Here is a 23,211-nt window from a genome sequence, read left to right on the forward strand (position 1 = left end):
GTTCATCGAACCGACATATTGTCAATATAGTCTCACTATATCCCTCGCGACTCGATACCAGCGACAGGCTCGCGATCGCAGCGAGCCGATGGCGCTCGGCCGCGTTCGTCTTACTTCCCTTCGAACTCCGGCTCTTCGTCTTCCATGAAGGCCGTGATCCCCTCCATGAGGTCGTCGGTTGACATCAGCTGCCCGAACGCAGAGGCCTCGTACTCGAGGCCGGCGTCGGTGTCGTCGCGACCGGCGAGCATCGCCCGCTTGGCGAATTTCTGGGCGATCGGCGGGCCGCCCGCGAGGTCGGTCGCCAGTTCGAGTGCGCGCTCCTCGAGCGCATCGTTGTCGACGACCTCGTTGACGAAGCCGTAGTCGGCCATCGTCTCGGCGTCGAACCGCTCGGCAGTGAGGATTATCTCCTTCGCACGGCCTTCGCCGACGATGTGTTTGAGCCGCTGCGTGCCGCCCCAGCCGGGGATGAGACCGAGGTTCAGCTCGGGCTGGCCGAACTCGGAGCGCTCGCTGGCGACACGGAGGTCTGCGCAGGTGGCCAGCTCCATCCCGCCGCCGAGACAGAAGCCGTCGATTCCGGCCACGACGGGCATCTCACAGGACTCGAGTTTTCCGAATGCTTCCTGCCCGGCCTTCGAGAGCTCGGTGATCTCGAGCGGGTCGGCGCCGCTGCCGGCCATGCTCTGGACGTCCGCGCCCGCGGAGAAGGCCTGCTCACCCTCGCCGGTGAGCAGGATCGAGCGCACCTCGTCGTCGTCCTCGAGGAGGTCGACGGCCTCGGAGAGTTCCTCGAGCAGGTCGTCGCTGATCGTGTTCATCCGGTGGGGTCGGTCGAGGACGACGTGGCCGACCATGTCGCCGGGGTACTCGATTCGGATCGTCTCGAACTCGGTCGCTTCGGCGTCGCCGCCCTGTTCGTAGAACCCGCCCGCTTCGGCGCGTTCCTCGAGGTAGTCGGCCGGCTCGTAGCGCGGATGGCCAGTCTCCTCGTAGGCCTCTTCGAGGGCCTCGAGGACGTTCTCGATCCCGAACTCGTCGACCATCTTGACGGGGCCGTCCGGGAAGCCGGCGCCGAGCTTGGTCGCCTCGTCGATCGATTCGGGCGGCGCGACGTCGTTGCCGATCAGCTTGGCGGACTCGTTGGCCAGCGTCGCGATCAGTCGCTTCTCGACGAGGTCGGACTGTTCGTCAGTCGGGATCTGGGCGCCTTCGCCGTCTTCGTAGTCGTAGAATCCCTTGCCCGTCTTCTTGCCGAGTTCCTCGTCCTCGACCTTCTGCTCGAACAGCGGACTCGGCTCGTAGGCCTCGCCGAGCACCTCGTTCATGTAGTCGAGCACGTGATAGCCGACGTCGATACCGGTGAGGTCGGCGAGTTCGAAGCTCCCCATCGGCAGCCCCATCCCGTACTTGGTCGTCGAGTCGACCTCGGCGATGGTTGCCTCGTCGTTGTGAACGAGCCAGCAGGCCTCGTTCATCAGGGGAACAAGCACGCGGTTCACGATGAAGCCGGGCGAGTCCTTGTGGACGCGCACGGGCGTCTTGCCGATATCCTCGGCCAGCGCCTCGATCGTCTCGAGGGTCTCCTCGGCGGAGTCGGCGCCCGAGATAACCTCGACGAGGTCCATGCGGACCGGCGGGTTGAAGAAGTGCATCCCACAGAACCGCTCGGGGCGCTCGGTAACCTCCGCGAGGTCCGTAATCGAGAGGCTCGAGGTGTTCGTCGCGAAGATGGCGTCGTCGTTGGCGGCCTCCTCGAGTTCGGTATAGACGTCCTTCTTAATCTCCATCTGTTCGGGGACGGCTTCGATGACGACGTCGGCGTCGCCGCAGGCCTCCGCCATGTCGACCAGCGGCGTCACTCGTTCGAGGGCCGCTTCGGCCTCGTCCTCGGTGAGCTGGTCGTTCTCGGCGAGCTTGTTCAGCGACCACTCGATCTGCTCGTAGCCGTTCTGGACGAACTCGTCTTTGATATCCCGCATGTTCACGTCGTAGCCCGCCATCGCGAGTACCTCCGCGATGCCGTGGCCCATATTCCCTGCGCCGAGAACTGCGACGGTGTTGATGTCTTCCAGCTCCATGGTCACAGTTGCAATGTGCACGTGTTTGAACGTTTCCCTCATTCGCACATGAAACTATAGTTCGGTTTATTTCCGGTTACAAACCTCTTTATCGATGGGGTAGGAATACCGTCACATGGAATTCGGGCTCTCAGAAGAACAGGAACAGATTCGCGACGAAGTCGCGCGGTTCGCGGAGAACGAAATCGTTCCCCACGCCGAGGAGTATGACACCGAGGAGAAGTTCCCCCACGACATCGTCGACGAGGCCGCCGAGATGGGACTGGTCGGCGCCTCGATCCCGATCGAGTACGGCGGCGCCGGCTACTCGACGCTCGAGTCGGCGATCATCGCCGAGGAACTGTTCTCCTACGACCCCGGCATCGCGCTCTCGATCCTCGCCTGTTCGTTCGGGACCGAGGCCATCCGGGAGTTCGGCAACGAAGACCAGAAGGAGCGCTTCTTAGAGCCCGTCGCGCGGGGCGAGAAGATCTCCGGGGCCGCCATCTCGGAACCGGACACCGGGTCGGACGTCTCCTCGGTCTCGACGCGCGCCGAGAAGGACGGCGACGAGTGGGTGATCAACGGCAACAAGATGTGGATCACCAACGGCACCGTCGGCGACTTCTTCGTCATGCTCTGTAAGACCGATCCGGACGCTGAGGGCCGCTACGACGGCTTCAGCCAGATCGTCGTCGAGGCCGACCGCGACGGCTTCACGTCCGAGAAGATCACCGGCAAACTCGGGATCCGCGCCTCCGACACCGCCGAACTCATCCTCGACGACGTCCGCGTCCCCGAGGAGAACCTCATCGGCGATCAGGGCGCCGCCTTCCTCCAACAGATGCAGTTCTTCGACGCCACCCGAACCGGCGTCGCCGCACAGGGGGTCGGCATCGCGAAGGGCGCGCTTCGAGCGGCCCTCGACTACGCCGAGGATCGCGAGCAGTTCGGCCAGCCGATCAGCGAGTTCCAGGCCATCCAGCACAAACTCGCCGACATGGCGACCAAGACCGAAGCCGCGCGCAACCTGACCTACAAGGCTGCCTGGAACGTCGATCAGGAGAACGACATCACCATGGGCGCCTCGATGGCCAAGGAGTACGCCTCCCGCATCGCCGTCGACGTCGCCAACGAGGCCGTCCAGATCCACGGTGGTTCGGGCTACGTCAACGACTTCCCCGTCGAGCGCTTCTACCGCGACTCGAAGATCACCCAGATCTACGAGGGAACCACGGAGATCCAGAAGAACGTTATTGCACGCGAATTGCTCGGTAAAGGGTTCTAGGAACGAACTTTTACTCTGCGTGCGGTCGCTGCGCGACCGCACTCGGTAAAACTTCGATGAAAAGCACTCCTCCTTCACCTCCAGCCGCGTGAACGCGGCTTCCGGGTCAGTCGTCGGCCCGCTCGCTCACCCTTCGGGTTCGCTCGCGGTGACTATCGGGTGACTGCCTGCCCTCCCCCGAGTCGCGGACGCGGCGAGGTTCGCCACGTCCGATCCCGGCCATTAGTTCCCGTCTTCGGCGTTGGGCGAGTAGCTGTGCCACCGCTCGAGTCCCCGCGAGAGCTACCTCCGGCGCTATCGCTCGAGTGCGACCGGGTCGAGCCGCGGGTGACAAACACAGTCGACAGATCAGAAGGCTATTTATACACTTTGGAAAGTACACTTTACACACGATGTCAGAACGTCGATCAGTTGCCAGCGTCGTCTTGATGGCCGTCGGAGCCCTCAGTATGGGACCGGTCTCGGATATCGTCGACTCGGAGACGCTCGGACTCGGTCTGGCCATCGGCGGCGGGGCGGTGTTTCTCGTCGCCGGCCTGTGGTGGTTGCAGCTCCTCGACGACCGGGACACGACCGACGAGCGATTCCTCCAGATCGGATTCCGCGCCTCGACGCTCTCGTTCTGGACGCTCCTCGTGGGTCTGATGACGGTCGGTAGCGTCGAGAGCGGCGCCGACGTCACCTATCCCGTGTTCAGCCACTACACGTGGCTGTTGCTGGCCGGGCTGGCCGTTTTCGTAACTGCTTGGTCGTGGTACAGCCGACGAATGTAACGATGGAGAACGACCTGAAGGTCTGGCGGGCGAAGCGAGATGTGACGCAGGGGGAACTGGCCGCGGAGGTCGACGTCTCGAGACAGACCATCAACGCGATCGAGCGCGGCCGGTACGACCCGAGTCTCGAGCTCGCGTTCGAGCTGGCGGCGTACTTCGACTGTCGTATCGAGGACCTCTTCGACTACCAGGCCGAGAACGAGTGAACCGGCGGGAGGCTCCGAATCACCGGTTCGGCCTACCGTTGTTCCCGAAACGGGTCTCGCTAGCGAGAGCGCGACGAAGACGACGTGCGCGAAGACGTGGGCCGACACGGTCGCCTTGAGTCGCCCCGTCGTCGCCGTTTCCGATCCGGCCTTCGCCTCGTCCGTCAGCTATCGCTATCTGAGTCGGTATCGCCGTCGTCGCTGTCCGAATCCGTGTCGGTACCGTCGCTGTCCGAATCCGTGTCACCGTCGTCTGAATCGCTGTCAGTATCGCCGTTTCCGAATCGGGGACTCGAGTTCGTCCTCGAGTCGTCGCTACTCGAGCGATCCGCGATCGACCGCCGTTTCGTCGTGTCGACGGTTCGCGCGGTGTGCTCCGCGGGACGATCCTGCCGCGGATCGCCGCCGTCGGAACCGGGCACTCGTTCGTCGGCGAGGGCGTACAGCACCACGGGCGGCCCGACGTACGAGCCGATGGCCAGCACCGCGAACCACGGATCGAGGAAGATCAGCAAGCCGAAGATCGTCAGCGCCGCGGTCGCGGCCGTGTGGATCGTCGTGTCCGTGTAGCGCCGATAAAACGCCCAGAACTCGCTTATCTGTCCGCTGACGGTCGAGAACACTACCGGCGGTACCATCATCGGATCGTATGGGCTCCAGCGAGAAACCCCTTTGTCGTGTGGCGCCCTACGACTGGGTAATGAGAGAGTTCGTCTTCGCCCTCGAGTACGAACCGGGCACGAATCCCGTCGCCGACGTTCTGGCGGCGTACCCCGACGCCTCGATCCGCTCGCTGTCGTGTCACGTCACGGCCGACAGCCTCTGGCGGGTCGACCACGCAGAGGGCTCGGCTGAGGCGCTCGAGGCCCTCGAAGACGCCTACAAGAACGCGGACTTCTTCGCCGATTGTCTGGTGAAAGACGACTGCGGGGCCGACTGCGAGGTGCAGGTGCTGGATCGATCGAACGACACGCTCGTGGTCTACACCTACTGGGATCGCACGGATGTCTGTACCTCGGTTCCCCACGTCGCCCTCGAGTACTTAGGCGAGGGGCTGCTGTTCGAGACCTACCGCGAGGGCCGGCGCTACCGCTGGCGGATCGTGCTGGGCAGCGACGCGCCGATCCACGAGTTTTTCGACGCGCTGGGCGACGAGGTCGGCGAGTGTACCGGTATCGAGATGCTGCGATTGACGGAACTCGACCCCGATCGCGCGCCGCTCGAGCCCGAACAGGACCTCCCAGTCGAGCAGCGCGAGGCGCTGCGGACGGCCGTCGAGCACGGCTACTACGAGACGCCCCGACGGATCGAACTCGGGGAATTGGCGGAACAGTTGGAGATTCCGCGCTCGACCCTCTCGTATCGGCTGCGGCGGGCCGAATCGAGTCTCGCGACGAACTTCGTGGAAGCGGACGACTCGCTCGAGACGCTGGCTGCCGGGCTGTGAATCGCTGAACCAGAAGCCGGTATTTCCCAGTGCGAACTGCATGCCGGAATTTCAGTTGACGCCCATCGAGCCGTGCTGGATACGCAGCACAGATCTCTCACTCCCAACGATTGAACTCACTTCATCAGTGACGAGTCCGATAACGGCCCCGATGAACATCGAGACGATGGCTGCGAGTGTCTCTCCGGGAAGCCCCGCGATGCCGAAGGCGGCCGCGTCGGCTGCAGACACACTAAACATGGTCGCATATCCGAAGAACCCGCCCGGAGTGAACGACAGTACCGGAACGAACTCGTGGAGGCTGGCGAGGAACATGAAGACACCGACGACGAGGCTGAGTGCAACGACCCCGCCACCGAGATAGGTATTCACGACGGCGAGCGTCGCTGCGGCGTAGATGATACCGACGAGATTACTCGCGTATCCCCGAACGAGCCCGTTCAGTCCGGTCCCCGCCGCATAGAACGTCCCGGAGGCGATAAATGACGGCCACAGCGGAACGTGTAAGCCAGCTACGAACCCGTACGTCCACGGAATCGAGGCGAGTCCGAACACAACTGCGAGCGCCCACGTGTCGTTCCAGTTGGCGATGCGCGCCTCGAGCCGCGGGCTTTGTCGACGGCTCATGACTGTCCTCTCCTCCGAGCGTAGAGATACAACCAGCCAGTCGCTGATAGATATATCCTCCGTATCCGACACGTAGCCTCGAGAGGCCGGACCGATCACGGTTTGTCGTGTTTCTCCGCCCGTACCGAGTGATCCGATACGGTGCGTCGAGCTTTCAGTGGGCGACTACGGCTGTCCGAAGCCGGATTATTAGCTCGAACCGCCACTCCATTTGGCGCACGCCAAATAACCCGTATGGTAGCGGGGCGACTACTGTCCAGTAATGAGCGACACCTCTCCATCCTCTCCCGACGCGCCGCCGGACGCGAGCACGAGTCGGACCCTCGAGCTCCGCGTCCCCGACATGGACTGTCCCTCCTGTGCCGGGAAGGTGACGAACAGCGTCGAGCGGCTCGAGGGGATCGACGCGATCGACGCGCGGGTGACCAGCGGTCGCCTCGTCGTCGAGTTCGACCCGACGCGGACCGACGAGGACGCGATCCGCGAGCGGGTCCGCGCGGCCGGCTACGAGATCGTCGGCGCGGCGTCGGAGCTGACGTTCTCGGTCCCCGATATGGACTGTGCCTCCTGTGCGTCGAAGGTCGAGAACGCGCTCGAGGGGACCGCGGGCGTCGGCGAGATCGAGACCCGGCCTGCCTCGGGTCGCGTGACCGTCTCGGTCGCGGACGGAACCGGCTCGGAGACGGTCGTCGACGCCATCGGGTCGGCCGGCTACGACGCGACGCCGATGGGTGACGACACCGACGGCGAACCCGTCGGCGACGACGAGCCGATCTGGAAGAGCCGCCGGGCCGTCACTACGGGCGTCGGTGCCGCCCTCCTGAGTCTGGGGATGCTCCTCGAGTTCGTCCTCCCGAGCGCGAACCCGGCGCTGTTCTCGATCGCCGCCGGCGACCTCGTCGATCGGACCTACCACCTCTCGACGGGGCTCTTCCTCGTCACCGCGGCGATCGCCGGCGCGCCGATCCTCCGGAACGGCTACTACTCCGCGCGCAACCGGAGTCTGGACATCGACTTCCTGATGGGGGTCGGGATCCTCGCCAGCGTCGCGGCCCACCACCCCTTCGAGGGGGCGATGCTCGCCGTCCTCTTCAGCGTCGCCGAGCTGCTCGAGCGGTTCTCGATGGACCGCGCCCGCGACTCGCTGCGGGAGCTGATGGATCTCTCGCCTGACACGGCGACGGTCAAGCGCGAGGACGGCAGCGAGGAGACGGTGCCAGCGGATGAGGTCGGGGTCGGCGACACGGTCGTCGTCCGCCCGGGCGAGAAGATCCCGGCCGACGGCGTGGTGCTCGAGGGCGAAAGTGCGGTCGACCAGTCGCCGATCACCGGCGAGAGCGTGCCCGCCGACAAGACGGCGGGTGACGAGGTGTACGCCGGGACCATCCCCGAGTCGGGCTATCTCGAAGTCGAAGTGACCAGCGAGGCCGACGACTCGACGATCGCTCGGATCGTCCGCATGGTCGAGGACGCCGAGCGAGAGAAGACCCAGCGCGAGCGGTTCGTCGACCGCTTCGCGAGCGTCTACACCCCGATCGTCGTGATCCTCGCGGTCGCGATCGCCGTCGCGCCGCCGCTGCTCGCCGGCGCCTCGTGGAACACGTGGTTCCTCCGCGGGCTGACGCTGCTGGTGATCGCCTGCCCCTGTGCGTTCGTCATCTCGACGCCGGTCAGCGTGGTCTCGGGGATCACGAGCGCCGCCCGCAACGGCGTGCTCATCAAGGGCGGGCGCTACCTCGAGGCCGTCGGCGAGAGCGACGTGCTCGCGGTCGACAAGACCGGCACCCTGACGGAGGGCGACCTCTCGGTGACCGACGTGATCCCCCTCGAAGGGGCCGACGAGGACGACGTCCTCCGACGGGCCAGCGCCCTCGAGCGCCGCAGCGAACACCCGATCGGACAGGCGATCGTCGCCCGTGCCGAGGAGCGGGGCGTCGTAACAGACGACGACGGGCCCGACGTCTCCGCGTTCGAGGCGCTGACTGGAAAGGGCGTCCGCGCCGAGATCGACGGCGCGACCCACTACGTCGGCAAGCCGGACCTGTTCGACGGCCTCGCGGACTTGGGACACACGCATGCGACGACTGACGGCGGAATCGCGCTCGCCGAGATGAGGGACGACTCGAGCCCGCAGTGCGAGCGCGAGGGCTGTCTGGACGTCCTCGCGGACGTCGTCCCCGACCTCGAGGCCGAGGGGAAGACCGTCGTGATCGTCGGCACCGAGGACCGGCCACTGGGCGTGATCGCCGTGGCGGATCGCGTTCGGCCGGAGGCGAAGTGGGCCGTCTCGCGACTCCAAGAGCAGGGCGTCCGCGTCGTGATGCTCACCGGCGACAACGAGGGGACCGCCCGCGCCATTGCCGAGGAAGTCGGCATCGACGAGTACCACGCCGAACTGCTGCCCGACGAGAAACTCGAGTGGATTCGTCGGTTAGAGGGTGAGACGGGGGGTGACGACGAAGAAAGCGACGATGACGCCGAGGCCACCGTCGCCATGGTCGGCGACGGCATCAACGACGCGCCCGCGCTCGCGACCGCCGGCGTCGGCATCGCGATGGGCGCCGCGGGGACCGACACCGCCCTCGAGACGGCCGACGTGGCGCTGATGAGCGACGACCTCACCCGGCTGCCGTACCTCTACGAACTCTCTCACACCGCCACCGGCGTCATCCGCCAGAACATCTGGGCGAGCCTCGCGGTGAAGGCCGCGCTCGCCGCCGGGACGCCGTTCGGGTTCGTCACGGTGATCCATGCGGTCGTCATCGGTGACATGGGAATGAGTCTCGGCGTGACCGGCAACGCGATGCGGCTGGCGAACGTCGAACCCGAGACGCCCGAGGTACTCGAGCGCCGACGCGGCGATCAGTGAGGCGAGCGAGCCGACTCAGACGGCTTCACCGAGTTCGTCCGCTTGCCACTCGGCGACGAGTTGCTTGGCCAACTCCCGCGGTTTGTGTTGGTACACGAGGTGGTGTTCGAGGTCCTCGTCGAGGACCATCTCTTCGTTGCACACGTAACAGAAGACAGAGGACGTCGTCGACATACGCATAGTAGACGGTCCGAAACGAAAACTGGCTCGCCGAATCACGTCGGTATTCGGAGCGGGAGAACGCGCCACTTCACCGCTGCTATCCGTCGGAGCGCTGCCTGCTCGGCTCGAGTCCCGGTCGTCCGTCGACCCACCACAGCGCGGCGCCGGCGACCAGAATTACGGCCTCGAGCCAGAGCGTCGTCACCTCGACTCCGCCGACGGTCGCCAGCGGCTTCGTTCCGCTGTACGGCGGCATAGGCGTGATCGGCCACAGGAGAAACCCGAGTTCGTCGTAGTCACCGGCGATTACGTGCCACGGGACGTCGGTCGCCAGATGGGAGGCGACGCCGATCGCGAAGGCGATCCCGAGCGACGGTCGACCGCTCGAGCGCGCCAACAACCAGCCTGCGAGAACCAGCGGGACGGCGAACAGCAGCGAGTGGCCGATCGTTCGGCCGACCGTGAGCCCGAGCAGCCACGGCGGTTTGTCGAGCAGATCCGGCAGGGCCGTGCCGACGGCTGCGACGACCGTCGCTCGCTCTCCCGGGGGCGTCCCCTCGCTCCAGCGGACATAGCCGGCGTAGCAGAGGTAGCCGACGGCGAGATGGACAATCGGTTGCATCCTCTTCGATCGTTCCGACGGCCTCGAGCCGGGTAACGGATAGGCCGCCGACTAACGCCGAACGTACACTACAGCCGTCATCTCTGCCGAATTGTATCGTTTGGGACGACCCCTAAGTACGCGCAGCCCATACATTAGTTGTATGACAGAATCACCCGCTGACGATCGTCGGCCGGCGGAGAACGCGCGTCGGGAATCGGCCGCAGCAGCCGACCTCGGCGGCGTAGCGAACCGAATCGGTCGAACGAACCGATCGGCATCATCGGACGGCCTCGAGTACGACGTCGTCAGGACGCCGGTACTCGTCGTCGGCGCGGGGGCGGCGGGCGCCCGCGTCGCGATCAGCCTCGCCGAATCAGGCCTCGAGCCGCTGGTGATCGGGAAGCGAGACCACGGCGACGCGCACACGACCTGGGCGGCCGGCGGGATCAACGCCGCGCTCGGCTCGCTGGACGACGAAGACGACTGGACGATCCACGCCGCGGACACGCTGAACGAGGGGCACCACCTGAACGATTCCGAGGCGGTCGAACTGACCGCGCGCGAGATGCCGGATCGAATTCGCGAACTCGAGGAGTGGGGGATGCCGTTCGACCGGACCGACGACGGGGCGATCAACCAGCGGTACTTCGGCGCCCAGTCGTATCGCCGGACCTGCTTCGTCGGTGACCGGACCGGCGAGGCGATGCTCGAAACGCTGATCGGACGAGCTCGCGACCTCGAGATCCCCTACCGCGAGAACGTGATGGTCACGCGGCTGCTCTCGGACGGGCGGCGCGTCTTCGGCGCCGCCGGTTTCGACATGGAGACCGGCCGCGGGCTGTTGTTCCGGTCGAACCACGTCGTCCTCGCCGCGGGCGGCTTCTCCGCGCTCTACGACCGCCACTCCTCGCGGGACGACGAGAATAACGGGGATGCTCAGGCGCTGGCCCTCGAAGCGGGCGCTCGACTGATGGACCTCGAGTTCGTTCAGTTCCACCCGACGGGGATGGTCGGCGAACGCTACGGGGAGGAGTGGGACGGCCGACTCGTCACGGAAGCCGTACGCGGCGAGGGCGGACGGCTCTACAACAGTGAGAGCGAACGGTTCATGGAACGGTACTCGCCGGATCAGATGGAACTCGACGCGCGTGACGTCGTCGCGCGGGCGATCGGGAAGGAGATCGACGCGGGCCGAGGAACCGAGAACGGCGGCGTCTATCTCGACATCTCGCATCGAGACGCCGACTACGTCCGGGAACGGCTGCCGCGGATGGTCGAGCGCTTCGCGTCGCTCGGCGTCGACATCACCGCGGAACCGATCGAGGTCGCGCCGACCGCCCACTACACGATGGGCGGCGTCGATATCGACTTCCGCACCGGCGAAACCAACGTCGACGGCTTGTATGCCGTCGGCGAGGCCGTTGCCGGCGTCCACGGTGCGAACCGTCTCGGCGGCAACTCGCTCGCCGAGACCGTCGCGATCGGCAAGCTCGTCGGCGAGCACGTCGCAACCGCGGTCGACGGATCGGACGCCGAGCCAGCGGTGACCGACGAACAGCGAGCCCTCGCCGAACGGGAGTTTCGGTCGCTCGCATCGCTCGCGGACGCCGACGGGGAGGTCACGCCGACGACCTTGCTGGAAGAACTCCGCGAGTTGCTGTGGGATCGCGCGGGCATTCTCCGCGACGAGGCCGGGCTTCGAGCCGGACTCGAGGAACTCGAGGCGCTCCGCGATCGAACGGGGGACTTGCGCGTCGAGGGCGGACTCACCTCGCGATCGTTCGAGTTCGCCGTCGACCTCTCGGTTAGCCTCACCGTCGCCGAAGCGATGCTCCGAACGGCCCTGGCTCGAACCGAATCCAGGGGCGCACACCACAGGACGGACTATCCGGAGACTGACCCGGACTGGCGCGTCAACCTGCTCGTCTCGGCCGACGAGGGCGGCCTCGAGATCGACCGTCGCGGCGTCGCCGAGCCGAGCGACCCGGTCCGAGAGGCGCTCGCGGAAGGGTACGAACTCGACTACCACCACCTCGAGTAACGGACCGCGACCGAACCGCGAACTCGACGACCGAGAGGCCTTTCATCCTTCGAGCCCTCCCTTTCCTCTACGTAGATGTTAGACGAGGCCGAACCCGTTATCCGGACCGACCCCGTGATGGCGGAACTCATCGAGCGACACGACCCCTACGTCGAACCCGACTGGAACGAGTTCGAACGGCTCTGTATCTCCATCATCAACCAGCAGCTATCGACCGCGAGCGCGACCGCCGTCCGCGAACGGGTCTTCGAACTGCTCCGCGACGAGGTGACCCCCGAGACTGTCCTCGAGGCGGAGGACGAGGCCCTGCGAGCGGCCGGGCTCTCCGAGAGCAAGGTCGAGTACATACGCAACGCCGCGCAGGCCTTCCGGGAGAACGACTACACTCGAGCGGGCCTCGACGACTACTCGAATGACGAGGTTATGGATTTGCTGACCGAGATCAAAGGCGTCGGCGAGTGGACCGCCCGCATGTACCTCCTGTTCGTGCTGCAACGCGAGGACGTGCTGCCACTGGGCGACCTCGCGATCCGCCGCGCGATCGAGGACCTCTACGGCGACGGCGATGACATGTCCCGCGCCGAGATGCGCGAGATCGCCGAGCGGTGGCGCCCCTACCGAAGCGCCGCGACGCGGTATCTGTGGGCCGAGTACGAGTCGGACTGACGGCTCGAGCGCAAACGCTTGTTTCGCGGGGAGAAACGGTTGTTGATCTGACCTTCTTGAAGCGACCGAACGCGGTAATACGCTCCTATCCGCGCCCCCGAACGGTGGGGATCGACCCGACACGGCGACTAACCGGCGATTACGAGCCCGATAATTCATGCCCGTGCAGGGGTCTCGAGAAACGAGATACTGACCGATGAGAAGGCCCCGCTGACTCAAGTGTGACTCGAACGGGAACGAACGTATGGCAAACGATATGCCCGCGGACGAACCGTCGACAGGCGACTCATCACAGCGGCGAATGACCACCGATCCCGAGCGCATCAGGGAGTGGGCGGAGGCGCGCAACGCGGTCCCCGTAACGATCCGCGACAGCGAGGGACACGGCCACTCCTTCGCCCGTCGGGACGACCTCGGAACGGACCACGAGGAGTATACGTGGGACGAGTTCATCGAGACGTTCCGAGACGAGGATCTGGTGTTCGTCTACCACGAGGACGAGCCCACGGAGGAGGGGCTGGGCCACTTCGAAATCGTCGAACGCGAACGGGCGTTCGAACGCGCCGACCTCGGCCGCGAGGAACTCGAGGACCAGCTTCGCGAGGGCGAGACGGTCACGACCGAAATCGTCGAAACGCAGGTCGTCGAGACGGAGGTCGTCGAACGGGACACGATCGAGAGCGAGGTCGTCGATACCGAGATCGCCGAGCGCCACGTCGTCGACTCGGAGCTGCTGAAACGGGAGATCGTCGACACCGAGTTTGTCACCGCCGACGAGATCGAGGTCATCACCGAGGAGAGCCGCCTCGATACGGTCGAGGAAGTCGAACGCTACACGATCGAGAGCCGGGTCGTCGACGTCGACGTCGATCAGCACGACGAACTCGAGAGCGACAAGATCGAGACCGATATCGAACTCGAAAGTGTCCAGCGGTCGATCCTCGATAGCGACGTCGTCCGCACGGACGTAACCGCCGATGACGTCATCGATCAGGAGGTCATCCAGAGCAAGCGCGCCGAAGGTGACGTCGTCCGGAGCGAACTGCTCGAGCGGCGCACGGTCGAAGAGCAGATCGACGAGCGAACGCGCATGATCTTCACCCTAGAAGAGACCGACCTACTCGAGTCGGAAGTCATCGGCAGCGACGTCATCGAGGGCGAGATTATCGACGTCGAAGAGTACGGCGCGATCGAGACGTCAGCCGAAACCGATGAGGCCGGTACGGGCACCGGAGCCGGTGGCGGCGCCGGGACCGGCGGGGAAGGGGCCGGCGATCCCACTCCGGACGTCGAGGTCGAGTCCGGAACCGGCGGATCGACTGCCGACGCGGGCGACATGGGCCGGGTCGAACTCACCGAGGACGATCAAGGAAAAGACGTCGTCGACGAGACGGGCGAACAGATCGGTATCGTCGCGGAAGTCGAGGGCCAGACCGCCTACATCGATCCCGAGCCGGGACTGACGGATCGGCTCAAGGCGCGGATGAACTGGGGCAGCGGCCATGACGACGAGGACTACCCCATCGATGCGTCGGAGATCAACGAGATCACCAACCGCGAAGTGATCGTCCAGCACCGGGACGATGAGGACACCACCGGCATCGAGTAGGGACGACTGATCGCGGACCGATCACAATGCGAACGGCGCGTCGAACGAGAAAGCGAGAGTGAGACGAAGTCGGTGGTGACGGCTCGAGTCCCTACTCGAGGTCGAAACGGTCGTTGGTCATGACCTTGCGCCACGCGTCGACGAAGTCCTCGACGAACTTCTCTTCCTCGGCCGCGTAGACGTCCGAGATGGCGCGAAGTCGGGAGTTCGAGCCGAAGAGGAGGTCGACGCGGGACCCCTTCCACTCGACCTCGCCGGTCTCGCGGTCGATCAGTTCGTAGACGTCCTCGCCCTCCGAGACCTGCTCCCACTCGTAGTCCATCGAGAGCAGGTTCACGAAGAAGTCGTTTGTCAGGGTCTCCGGCTCGTCGGTGAAGACGCCGAGGTCGGAGTCCTGGTAATTCGCGTCCAGCGCGCGCATGCCGCCGACTAGAACGGTCATCTCCGAGGCCGTCAGGTCGAGCAGGTCGGCGTGGTCGACCAGCAGGTCCTCCGGCGGCTCATTGTAGTCGCCGCCGAAGTAGTTGCGGAACCCGTCGATCTTCGGCTTGAGCGCCTCGAACGACTCCTCGTCGGTCATCTCCTGCGAGGCGTCGGTTCGGCCGGGCTCGAACGGAATCTCGACGTCGTAGCCGGCGTCCGCCGCGGCCTGCTCGACGGCCGCGTAGCCGCCCAGCACGATGAGGTCGGCCAGCGAGACGCGCACGTCGTCGGAGCGCGAGCCGTTGAAGTCCTCCTGGACTTCCTCGAGGGTCTCGAGGACCGTCTCGAGTTCGGCCGGCTCGTTGACCTCCCAGCTACGCTGGGGCTCGAGGCGGATGCGAGCGCCGTTGGCGCCGCCGCGCTTGTCGCTGTCGCGGTAGGTCGACGCCGCCGCCCAGGCGGTCCTGGCCAGCTGCGAGACGGAGAGTTCCGTCTCGAGGATCTCGTCTTTGAGTTCGGCGGCTTCCTCGTCGCCGATCAGTTCGTAGTCGGCGTCCGGGACGGGGTCCTGCCAGACGAAGGTTTCGTCCGGCACGTCGGGACCGAGGAACCGCTCCGGCGGGCCCATGTCGCGGTGGATCAGCTTGTACCACGCCCGCGCGAACGCGTCGAGGAACTGCGGCGGGTTGTCGCGGAAGTTCTCGATGATTTCGCGGAACTCCGGATCCCGCTTGAGCGCGACGTCCGTCGTCATCATCATCGGGGCGTGCTTCTCCGAGGGATCGTGAGCGTCCGGAACGGTGTCGTAGGCCTCCTCCTCGACCGGCTGCCACTGTTTCGCGCCGCCGGGACCTTCGGTCAGCTCCCACTCGTAGTCGAGCAGGTTGTCGAGGTAGGAGGTGTCCCACATCGTCGGCCAGGCGTTCCAGGCGCCCTCGATGCCGCTGGTGGTCGTCTCCGAGCCCGTGCCGGAGTCAGCCCAGCCGAGACCCTGGTTTTCGATCGGCGCTGCTTCGGGCTCGGCACCGATGTCGTCGTCGGTGGCGCCGTGAGCCTTGCCGAACGTGTGTCCGCCGGCGATGAGGGCGGCCGTCTCCTCGTCGCTCATCGCCATCCGACCGAACGCCTGACGGATCCGATCGGCCGATTTCAGCGGCTCAGGGTTGCCGTTTGGCCCCTCGGGGTCGACGTAGATGAGCCCCATTACGGTGGCGCCGAGGGGCTCGTCGAGTTCGCCCTCTTCGTCGACGCGGTCGTGCTGCGGAGCTTCCCATTCGCCCTCGGGACCCCAGTAGACGGCCTCGTCGGGCTCGAACTCGTCCTCGCGGCCGCCGGCCCAGCCGAGCGTCTGCATGCCCATCGACTCGAGGGCCGTGTTCCCGGCCAGGACGATCAGGTCGCCCCACGAGAGCTTGCGGCCGTACTTCTGCTTGATCGGCTCGAGCAGCCGGCGCGCTTTGTCGAGGCTGACGTTGTCGGGCCAGCTGTTGAGCGGCGCGAAGCGCTGGTTCCCGCCCGAGGCGCCGCCGCGACCGTCGGTGGTGCGGTACGTGCCGGCGCTGTGCCACGCCATGCGGATGAAAAGCGGCCCGTAGTGGCCGTAGTCCGCCGGCCACCAGTCCTGGGACGTCGTCATCAGGTCCTTGAGGTCCGCCTTTACCTCCTCGAGGTCGAGCTTCTGGAACTCCTCGGCGTAATCGAAGTCGTCGTCGTCGTACGGGCCGATGTCCTCGGTGTTCTGGTCGAGGACCTCCAGATTCAGCTTGTTCGGCCACCACTCGTGGTTGCGATTGCGCTCGTACTCAGTCATGCTCGAGTCACCTCAGCAATACCACCGTTACCGCCGCGTTCCGGATGCTCGTCTGCCATGATTTCTCTACAAAGGGAAGATCGGATCAGAGAATAATATATGTACCGATCGCGACTTCCGGTTCACTATTCGCCCATATTATTTCCGGTACTGGAAACAAACCTCGTTAATATCGCTATCGGCCACCGCTCGAGCGTACTCGCTTCCGGACGAGTATCGATCTTCCGCTCACATCGATGTCGGCGAGGCGAGAAAGAGACTCTGACCGCGGATCGCTCGAGCGCTTCCGTTACGCGTCCGTCGCTTCGTCGACTTCCGCTTCTTCTTCCTCCTCTTCGGGCGTATCCGGTGCGTCCTGATCCGCGCGACGGCCGACGTCGACCTGGTAGTTCCCGAGGATGTCCCGGCCGAGGATGACGGGGTAGTCCATGTGGCTGCGGTCCTCGACGCTGGCCGTGACGGTGTGCTGGGTGCCGCCGACGCCGACGACGACGTCGACGACGGGGCGGCTCTTGGACTGTTTGCTGCTGCCCGATCGGATGCGGGTGATGGATTTGATCGGTCCGGCGCCGATGTCGGCGGCGAGGGCGGTGTCGATGCTCGTCCGCGTCGCGCCTGTGTCGGACTTCGCGAGGACGGTCTTCGAGCCGCTGGTCCCCGAGAGCACGATCTCCTCGGTGTAGCCGATCACGCTCGGTTCCGTGTCCGGCGCCGACGTCTCGACGGGCTGGGCAGTCGGCCGAGAGTCGTCGAGGACGTTCGAGATGTCGTTGACGCGGTCCGCGTCGACCTCGCCGCCGGCGCGTTCGATCGCCAACTTCGCGATGTAGGGGGCCGGACTGACCTGGGTCGCCTCGTAGAGGCCCTTGAATCCGGCTGTCGGATTGACCTCGAGGACGAACCAGCCCTCGTCGCCCTCGACGAGATCGACGCCGGCGTAGTCGAGGCCGATGGCGTCGGCCGCGCGGCGGGCCATGTCGCGGGCCTCCTCGGGGAGGTCGTCGGTTGCGTCCTCGACGCTGCCGCCGAGGGCGACGTTCGTCCGCCAGTCGTTGTCCGGCGCGTAGCGGTACATCGCACTGATGATCTCGCCGCCGACGACGTAGACGCGGACGTCGCGGTGGCGGACGTCCTCGCGATCGATAAGTTCCTGCAGGAAAGCGTAGCGGTTGCCGACCTTCGCGTTGATCGGATCGTTGGGGCCGACCTTCCACGTTCCACCGCCGTGGGTACCGATCGCCGTCTTGTAGACCGCTTCTTCGCCGTACCGATCCCGTGCCGCGTTGAGCTGATCGCCGCTGAGCGCGAGGGTGACGTCGGGGGTTCGGACGTCGTTGGCCGCGAGCGTCGTCGCCGTCGAGAGTTTGTGGATCGCCGTCAACACCGTCGACGGCTCGTTGAGCGTCGGCACCAGTTGCGCGAACGTGTTCGCCAGCCCGAGTTCCTCGGCGGGCTGTTCGGTGTTCGACAGCAGCATCCGGTTCGCGATGACGTCGACGTCCGGCTCTAAGACGACGCTCCCGTCGGTGACGCTGATCGACGTGTTCTCGGCACGGAGCCACTCGGTATCGTGGCCCAGATCTTCGACGGCGTTGAGAATCGCTTTCGTTTCCTTGCTCGTGTGTAGACTCAGTACCCCGACAGTGACAGGATCGGCAACAGCCATACTCAAACACACGACTACGGGGGGCAAAAGGATACTGTCATCAGCAGGCGGCGCCTGCTTTCGATTGTCACTTCGAGGACGCCCCGTCTCGTCGGACCACACCTCTCACGAGTCGGATCCACGGTCGCCGCGCCGTCACGTGATCGCCGCCCGGACCTCGTTGGGATCGACCAGTCCGCTCGCGACGACGAGGACGGCCCACGTGATCGCGCCCAGCGCGATCGCGCCTGCCAACATCGCGAGACTCGAGACCAGCGGCGTCACGAGCAACACGGCGCCGGCCATGATCCCGGTGATCACGCAGATGACGCAGATCGACCGGGCGAGTCGTTTGAGCCGGAGTTCGAGTTCCAAGTGGACGATGTAGAGGTTCACCGCCACGTACACCGAGTGCGTCGCGACAGTCGCGATGGCCGCGCCGACGACGCCGATCGTCGGGATGAGAACGAGGTTCAACAGGAAGTTGGCGACGGCCGTCCCTCCTTTCGCCATCGCCCGGTGGCGTGCACGCCCGAGGTAATCTAAGCTGTCGCTGGTCAGGTTCGTGATCGCCTGCAGGATGATGAACGCGGCCAGGACCTGCAACACCGGCACCGCACCCGCGTACTCGGCGCCGATGACCATCGGAATGAACGGATCGGCGACGATCACGAGCCCGGCGGCCGCGGGGATGTACACCATCATCGTGTTCGTCAGCGCCGTCTCGTAGATCTGCCTGGCCTGCTCGAGTTGGTTCGAGGCCTTCTGTTCGCCGAAGTTCGGCGAGATCGTAAAGCCGAGCGATTCGGCGGGCGCGAGCACGAAGTCGGTGATCTGCTTGCCGAGCGTGTAGAACGCGACCGCGGTCGGAGTCAGGATGACGCCGACGAGCACGGTGTCGACCTGTTTGTCGATGACATTCGCGCTTCGCGTCGCGGTCAGCGGCACGCTGTACTCGATCATCCGTCGCGTCAGCCCCTCTTCGTGGGTCTCCGCGGCGTCGTACTGCGCGTAGAAGGCGTAGTAAAGGACCGCGAGCCCGACCGCGGCCGACAGCGCGTAGCCGACGACGTAGCCGAAGAATGCGCCCAGCGCCCCCAGTCCCATGAGCACGAAGCCGACGGCGAAGACCAGTCTGGAGAGGCCGCTGATCGCCCTGACGGCGGCGCTGTACGGGAGGTGGTTGAACCCCTGGAAGGCGACTTCCGTGAACGTGCTAAAGGAGAAGACGGCGATGTAGAGCACGCCGGCCGCGAGAAACGGCGCGGCGTCCGGCCGACCCAGCGCGGCCGCAAGCTGCTCGTGGAACACCAAGAGGAGGTAGCCGACCAGCGCCATGATGACGATCTTGAACGTGATCGTCGATCTGAGCAGGTGCGGAATCTGGCCCGGATCGTCCTCGCGGTACTCCGAGAGGTATCGCGCCGCGGATTTGCCGATCCCGAGATCCGCGACCAGTCGGATCATCGCCAGTATCCCGATCACCCAGTACAACGTCCCGTAGCCGTCGGGATCGAGGAGATAGCGCGCCAGTACGAACATCAACAGCGCGCTCGAGATCATGTAGATCGCTCGAGCGAGCAGCGTTGCCTTGAACCCGCGGACGATGTGGTCCTCTCGACTCATGTGATAGGGGAGGGTATTCGGTTGCGCGCGGTCGGTCAGCCGCTCGACCGTGGGAACCCGTCGTATCTATGCCGATGACTGAGTCGGCAATTGTAATGCGGGGACAACAGGTGTAACGTCCCGGTACCATCGCTGAAACGGCGTCTTAAGTCGATATCTCTGGGACGGAATCAGTCGACGGACACCGCAGCGACCGGACGGCTCGACGCTTCCGATCGACCGTTCAGCCGAGTACGGATCGCATACTGTCTTCGACCCGGTCAGTTCGCCGGCGTATCGCCAGTGCGGCGGTCACCCGACAGCCCGACCGAACGAGTTCGTCTAAGACGAGACGGGGACGGTGCGACCGTGATGTATCGACGGCCGCCCCTCAAAGATACGACGCGTCCCAGCGGGTCGCCTTCCGGCGGTTCCCGCAGTTGTTACACTCAATTCGGCCCATCGTGTCCATAGTGTTTTCCAGCGAGTCGCAGTTACCGCAGAACCAGCCGTACAGGTCCTGACGCCCCTCGCTCTTGTAGGCGCTGTAGAACGGCGCCTTGGCGCCGCGAGCGGCCTCGCCGTAGCTCACGTAGATCGTCTCGCCGTCGTTCTCGAGTTCGTCGACGGCGCCCCACCCCTCCTCGCCGATCTCGTCTTCGGCGTAGACGTTCTCCGTGAACGTCTCGTCGCCGATCTCGACCTCTCGCTGGCCGGCCCGTTCGAAGCCGTTGTCTGCGTAGAACTCGTTGCCGCCCTCGTTGTCCTCGAGGACGAGCCCCTGTACGTGGTCGGCGCCCTCGTCGAGCAACCGCTCGCGGGTGCGGACGAGCAGCCGAACGCCCGTGCCGCCGCCGCGGTGATCGGGATCGATGTGGAGCCACAGGATTCGGCCGGTGTCGTAACGCTGGCCGATCAGGTCGTTCTGCGAGAAGCCGACGACGTCGCCGTCGTTCTCGACGACGAGGATCAGCGAGTGATCGTCCTCGAGCACGTCGTCGAAGGAGTCGCCGTACCACTGATCGATCGCGTCGGCGACGGTGTCCTCGTCGAGGAACTCGGTGTAGGTCGATTCGAGTGAGCGCTGGGCGATCGATCGGATCGCGTCGATATCGTCGGCTGTCGCTTCGCGAATCTCCATGCCCGGTGCTACCATGTCTTCATACAAAACGTATGCCCACGGGGAGAGATTTTCCCCGTCTTCAGTTCAGCGGAACGAGCCGTCTCGACGTAAAATCTACACCGGCAGTTTCCGGCGCCGTTAGGTCCGGTCTCGAAGGGAAGATTCACATTGCCACCCGCCGAGCCATCGTTATGAGCGACGTTACGGACGAACCGCCCGACGACGGTCCGTCCGACCGCACGGCCGAGCCGTTCACATACAACGGCGGCCGGGTCGATCCCGGCGAGTCGGCTAACATCCGGTACGGAATCAGCGAGACGTATCTCGGCGATCCCGTCAGGATCCCGGTCACGGTCGTCAACGGCGAACGACCCGGGCCGACGGTGTTTCTCTCCGCGGCCGCTCACGGGGACGAACTCAACGGCATCGAGGTGGTCCGCGAGGTGGCCCACGACTGGGATCACTCGGAACTCCACGGGACGCTCATCTGTCTGCCCGTGATGAACGTCCCCGGCTTTCTCGCTCAGGAGCGGTACCTCCCGATCTACGACCGGGACCTGAACCGGTCGTTTCCCGGTCGCGAGGGCTCGACGAGCGCCCGGCGGATGGCCTACCAGATCTTTACGAACTTCATCGAACCCTGCGACCTCGGTATCGACTTTCACACGTCGACGCGGGGGCGGACGAACATGCTCCACGTGCGGGCCAACATGGAGGAGTCGACGGTCGGCCGACTCGCGAAGGCGTTCAGTTCGAACGTCATCATCGCCGGCGAGGGTCCCTCGGGGACGCTGCGCCGCGAGGCGACCCTGGCCGGCATCCCGACGATCACCGTCGAGATGGGCGAAGCCCACCGGTTCCAGCGCCGGCTGATCGACCGCGCGCTGACCGGCGTCGCCAGCGTCTTCGCCGAGTTCGGCTGTCATCCCGACTCGTCGGTCCACTGGCCCGGCTGGCGGACCATCATCGACGACGATAACGAGAAGACCTGGATTCGGGCCGACGCCGGCGGCATCGTCGACATGAAACGCGGCCGCGGCGAGTTCGTCCGCGAGGGCGAAACCATCTGTACGATCACCAACCCGTTCAAGGAGGAAGACGACATCGTCACCGTCGAGGCGCCGTTTACCGGCCTCATCGTCGGCGTCCTCGAGAACCCCGTAGTCTACCCCGGCAACCCGCTGTGTCACCTGGTCGGGCTGTCGCCGGACACGCGGACGGCCCTAGAGCGCGAGCGGACCACGGCGAGTTCGCGGTCGGAACTCCGCTCGGCCGGTCCGGACGACTACGGCGCGTAACCCGCGCCTCCGATCGCCGGTTGTCGGCGGCTCTATGGCAAACGGGCACGCGATCGTTCCCGTCCCGAACGAATTCATGATTTGTAGCCGTCGCCGATTTATTTCTTCTAACTATTATTCGCAGGGAAGGTTTGGCAAGAGAGATAAAAGTAACTTCTATACCCCCGCGGTCTAACGGTCAACATGAGCGCATGAGTCAGTCTTACAATCGCGGTCTCATCGAGGACTTCGGTCGCTGGAAGGAGTTCTCGGCGGGCATGTGGGCGTGGATCTTCCACAAGTTCACCGGGTGGATGTTGATCGGCTACCTGTTTACCCACATCGCCGTGTTGAGTAGTTCGCTAACCGGGCCGGAGGCGTACACGAACACGATCGGCGGACTCGAGTCGCTGTTTATCGTTCGAGTGCTCGAGGTCGGACTGCTCGCCGTCGCAGTCTTCCACATCCTGAACGGGCTTCGCCTGCTGATGGTCGACCTCGGCGTCGGCCTGGAGGCCCAGGACAAGAGTTTCTACGCCTCGCTGGTGTTGACGGCGATCATCACCGTCGCGAGCGTGCCGACTTTCCTCGACGGGGTGACCCTCTAATGGCAGAACGATACTCCTCCTTCGCGCCGGGCGGCACCGCGTGGCTACTCCAGCGAATCACGGCGGCATTTCTCGTCGTGGTACTTGCTTTCCACTTCTTCCTCCTGCACTTTGTCAACCACGCCGCGGAGATCGAGTTCGCCGGCACCCAGGCCCGCATGGAGAACGTCGGCTACTTCCTGACGATGGTGTCGTTCCTGATCGCAGGTACCTTCCACGGCGTCAACGGCGTCTACAACGCCCTGATCAACCAGGGGCTGGACGGAACGCAGAAGAAAGTCGTCCTTGCAGTGCTTGTTATCGCGAGCCTTGCACTCATCGCGCAGGGAATCTACGTTGCGACTACCATGGCGGGGTGGACCTAA

Annotated in this window: 20 protein-coding genes; 11 read left to right on the plus strand and 9 right to left on the minus strand. The window is 65.0% G+C overall.

Translation table 11 applies throughout. From position 1 onward, the window contains the following. Positions 1-110: 110 nt before the first annotated feature. Positions 111-2,084 carry a 3-hydroxyacyl-CoA dehydrogenase/enoyl-CoA hydratase family protein gene (locus EH209_RS10945; protein ID WP_126662939.1) on the minus strand — a complete coding sequence of 658 codons (1,974 nt, stop codon included), beginning with the start codon at positions 2,082-2,084 and terminating at the stop codon, positions 111-113. Between the two features lie 115 nt (positions 2,085-2,199). On the opposite strand from EH209_RS10945, the gene EH209_RS10950 reads away from it, so the two are divergent. From EH209_RS10950 to EH209_RS10960, 3 genes are all read left to right on the plus strand, one after another. Then, positions 2,200-3,351 carry an acyl-CoA dehydrogenase family protein gene (locus EH209_RS10950; RefSeq protein ID WP_126662940.1) on the plus strand — a complete coding sequence of 384 codons (1,152 nt, stop codon included), beginning with the start codon at positions 2,200-2,202 and terminating at the stop codon, positions 3,349-3,351. Between the two features lie 392 nt (positions 3,352-3,743). After that, positions 3,744-4,124: a hypothetical protein gene (locus EH209_RS10955; protein WP_126662941.1), complete on the plus strand. Its 381-nt coding sequence runs from the start codon at positions 3,744-3,746 to the stop codon at positions 4,122-4,124. Positions 4,125-4,126: 2 nt separating this feature from the next. After that, complete coding sequence (locus tag EH209_RS10960; protein ID WP_126662942.1) at positions 4,127-4,330, plus strand: helix-turn-helix transcriptional regulator; 204 nt, start codon at positions 4,127-4,129, stop codon at positions 4,328-4,330. Positions 4,331-4,494: 164 nt separating this feature from the next. Here the strand turns inward: EH209_RS10960 and EH209_RS10965 are convergent, their stop codons facing one another. Continuing rightward, positions 4,495-4,968 carry a hypothetical protein gene (locus tag EH209_RS10965; RefSeq protein ID WP_126662943.1) on the minus strand — a complete coding sequence of 158 codons (474 nt, stop codon included), beginning with the start codon at positions 4,966-4,968 and terminating at the stop codon, positions 4,495-4,497. Positions 4,969-5,030: 62 nt separating this feature from the next. On the opposite strand from EH209_RS10965, the gene EH209_RS10970 reads away from it, so the two are divergent. Next, entirely contained in the window at positions 5,031-5,777 is a 747-nt protein-coding gene (locus EH209_RS10970) for a helix-turn-helix domain-containing protein (protein WP_126662944.1), read from the plus strand. Positions 5,778-5,828: 51 nt separating this feature from the next. On the opposite strand, the gene EH209_RS10975 is transcribed toward EH209_RS10970, so the two are convergent. Beyond that, positions 5,829-6,476: a DUF1097 domain-containing protein gene (locus EH209_RS10975; RefSeq protein WP_211338348.1), complete on the minus strand. Its 648-nt coding sequence runs from the start codon at positions 6,474-6,476 to the stop codon at positions 5,829-5,831. A 190-nt stretch (positions 6,477-6,666) separates the two neighbouring features. On the opposite strand from EH209_RS10975, the gene EH209_RS10980 reads away from it, so the two are divergent. After that, complete coding sequence (locus EH209_RS10980; protein ID WP_126662945.1) at positions 6,667-9,273, plus strand: heavy metal translocating P-type ATPase; 2,607 nt, start codon at positions 6,667-6,669, stop codon at positions 9,271-9,273. Positions 9,274-9,288: 15 nt separating this feature from the next. Here the strand turns inward: EH209_RS10980 and EH209_RS24020 are convergent, their stop codons facing one another. Continuing rightward, the gene (locus tag EH209_RS24020; RefSeq protein WP_164722033.1) at positions 9,289-9,447 is read right to left on the minus strand and encodes a hypothetical protein; all 159 of its coding nucleotides are present in this window, start codon (positions 9,445-9,447) and stop codon (positions 9,289-9,291) included. An 85-nt stretch (positions 9,448-9,532) separates the two neighbouring features. After that, positions 9,533-10,057, minus strand: a complete 525-nt coding sequence (locus EH209_RS10985) for a metal-dependent hydrolase (RefSeq protein WP_126662946.1) — start codon at positions 10,055-10,057, stop codon at positions 9,533-9,535. A gap of 142 nt (positions 10,058-10,199) precedes the next feature. Between EH209_RS10985 and EH209_RS10990 the strand changes: the two genes are divergently transcribed. From EH209_RS10990 to EH209_RS11000, 3 genes are all read left to right on the plus strand, one after another. Next, positions 10,200-12,080, plus strand: a complete 1,881-nt coding sequence (locus EH209_RS10990; protein ID WP_126662947.1) for an L-aspartate oxidase — start codon at positions 10,200-10,202, stop codon at positions 12,078-12,080. 75 nt (positions 12,081-12,155) lie between these two features. Next, a complete protein-coding gene (locus EH209_RS10995) occupies positions 12,156-12,746 on the plus strand; it encodes a DNA-3-methyladenine glycosylase family protein (RefSeq protein ID WP_126662948.1) in 591 nt (196 codons plus the stop codon). Between the two features lie 244 nt (positions 12,747-12,990). Then, entirely contained in the window at positions 12,991-14,355 is a 1,365-nt protein-coding gene (locus EH209_RS11000; RefSeq protein WP_126662949.1) for a hypothetical protein, read from the plus strand. A gap of 91 nt (positions 14,356-14,446) precedes the next feature. Here EH209_RS11000 and katG read toward each other — a convergent pair whose 3' ends face one another. From katG to EH209_RS11020, 4 genes are all read right to left on the minus strand, one after another. Further along, the gene (gene katG, locus EH209_RS11005; protein WP_126662950.1) at positions 14,447-16,588 is read right to left on the minus strand and encodes a catalase/peroxidase HPI; all 2,142 of its coding nucleotides are present in this window, start codon (positions 16,586-16,588) and stop codon (positions 14,447-14,449) included. A 289-nt stretch (positions 16,589-16,877) separates the two neighbouring features. Further along, a complete protein-coding gene (locus EH209_RS11010) occupies positions 16,878-18,254 on the minus strand; it encodes a RimK family alpha-L-glutamate ligase (RefSeq protein ID WP_126662951.1) in 1,377 nt (458 codons plus the stop codon). A 135-nt stretch (positions 18,255-18,389) separates the two neighbouring features. Then, the gene (locus EH209_RS11015) at positions 18,390-19,859 is read right to left on the minus strand and encodes a flippase (RefSeq protein WP_126662952.1); all 1,470 of its coding nucleotides are present in this window, start codon (positions 19,857-19,859) and stop codon (positions 18,390-18,392) included. Positions 19,860-20,229: 370 nt separating this feature from the next. After that, entirely contained in the window at positions 20,230-20,979 is a 750-nt protein-coding gene (locus EH209_RS11020; RefSeq protein ID WP_126662953.1) for a GNAT family N-acetyltransferase, read from the minus strand. A 173-nt stretch (positions 20,980-21,152) separates the two neighbouring features. Between EH209_RS11020 and EH209_RS11025 the strand changes: the two genes are divergently transcribed. The 3 genes from EH209_RS11025 to EH209_RS11035 all read left to right on the plus strand — a co-directional run bounded on the left by EH209_RS11025 (position 21,153) and on the right by EH209_RS11035 (position 23,211). After that, on the plus strand, positions 21,153-22,259 hold the full coding sequence (locus tag EH209_RS11025; RefSeq protein WP_126662954.1) for a succinylglutamate desuccinylase/aspartoacylase family protein: 1,107 nt from the start codon (positions 21,153-21,155) through the stop codon (positions 22,257-22,259). 191 nt (positions 22,260-22,450) lie between these two features. After that, positions 22,451-22,846 (plus strand): succinate dehydrogenase, cytochrome b556 subunit, encoded by a 396-nt coding sequence (gene sdhC, locus EH209_RS11030; RefSeq protein ID WP_008896324.1) that lies wholly within the window; start codon positions 22,451-22,453, stop codon positions 22,844-22,846. Continuing rightward, the gene (locus EH209_RS11035; protein WP_126662955.1) at positions 22,846-23,211 is read left to right on the plus strand and encodes a succinate dehydrogenase; all 366 of its coding nucleotides are present in this window, start codon (positions 22,846-22,848) and stop codon (positions 23,209-23,211) included. The genes sdhC and EH209_RS11035 overlap by 1 nt, the downstream gene beginning before the upstream one ends.

Origin of the sequence: Haloterrigena salifodinae, assembly GCF_003977755.1 — an archaeon.
GTDB classification, from domain to species: Archaea; Halobacteriota; Halobacteria; order Halobacteriales; family Natrialbaceae; genus Haloterrigena; species Haloterrigena salifodinae.

Bases quoted from the DNA above. Each gene is read 5' to 3' on its own strand.
- EH209_RS10950 (WP_126662940.1), top strand. From the start codon at position 2,200: ATGGAATTCGGGCTCTCAGAAGAACAGGAACAGATTCGCGACGAAGTC.
- EH209_RS11035 (WP_126662955.1), top strand. From the start codon at position 22,846: ATGGCAGAACGATACTCCTCCTTCGCGCCGGGCGGCACCGCGTGGCTA.
- EH209_RS10945 (WP_126662939.1), bottom strand. From the start codon at position 2,084: ATGGAGCTGGAAGACATCAACACCGTCGCAGTTCTCGGCGCAGGGAAT.
- EH209_RS10960 (WP_126662942.1), top strand. From the start codon at position 4,127: ATGGAGAACGACCTGAAGGTCTGGCGGGCGAAGCGAGATGTGACGCAG.
- EH209_RS11020 (WP_126662953.1), bottom strand. From the start codon at position 20,979: ATGGAGATTCGCGAAGCGACAGCCGACGATATCGACGCGATCCGATCG.
- EH209_RS11010 (WP_126662951.1), bottom strand. From the start codon at position 18,254: ATGGCTGTTGCCGATCCTGTCACTGTCGGGGTACTGAGTCTACACACG.
- EH209_RS10980 (WP_126662945.1), top strand. From the start codon at position 6,667: ATGAGCGACACCTCTCCATCCTCTCCCGACGCGCCGCCGGACGCGAGC.
- EH209_RS10955 (WP_126662941.1), top strand. From the start codon at position 3,744: ATGTCAGAACGTCGATCAGTTGCCAGCGTCGTCTTGATGGCCGTCGGA.
- sdhC (WP_008896324.1), top strand. From the start codon at position 22,451: ATGAGTCAGTCTTACAATCGCGGTCTCATCGAGGACTTCGGTCGCTGG.
- EH209_RS11025 (WP_126662954.1), top strand. From the start codon at position 21,153: ATGAGCGACGTTACGGACGAACCGCCCGACGACGGTCCGTCCGACCGC.
- EH209_RS10970 (WP_126662944.1), top strand. From the start codon at position 5,031: ATGAGAGAGTTCGTCTTCGCCCTCGAGTACGAACCGGGCACGAATCCC.
- EH209_RS10990 (WP_126662947.1), top strand. From the start codon at position 10,200: ATGACAGAATCACCCGCTGACGATCGTCGGCCGGCGGAGAACGCGCGT.
- EH209_RS10995 (WP_126662948.1), top strand. From the start codon at position 12,156: ATGTTAGACGAGGCCGAACCCGTTATCCGGACCGACCCCGTGATGGCG.
- EH209_RS11015 (WP_126662952.1), bottom strand. From the start codon at position 19,859: ATGAGTCGAGAGGACCACATCGTCCGCGGGTTCAAGGCAACGCTGCTC.
- EH209_RS10965 (WP_126662943.1), bottom strand. From the start codon at position 4,968: ATGGTACCGCCGGTAGTGTTCTCGACCGTCAGCGGACAGATAAGCGAG.
- EH209_RS24020 (WP_164722033.1), bottom strand. From the start codon at position 9,447: ATGTCGACGACGTCCTCTGTCTTCTGTTACGTGTGCAACGAAGAGATG.
- EH209_RS10985 (WP_126662946.1), bottom strand. From the start codon at position 10,057: ATGCAACCGATTGTCCATCTCGCCGTCGGCTACCTCTGCTACGCCGGC.
- katG (WP_126662950.1), bottom strand. From the start codon at position 16,588: ATGACTGAGTACGAGCGCAATCGCAACCACGAGTGGTGGCCGAACAAG.
- EH209_RS11000 (WP_126662949.1), top strand. From the start codon at position 12,991: ATGGCAAACGATATGCCCGCGGACGAACCGTCGACAGGCGACTCATCA.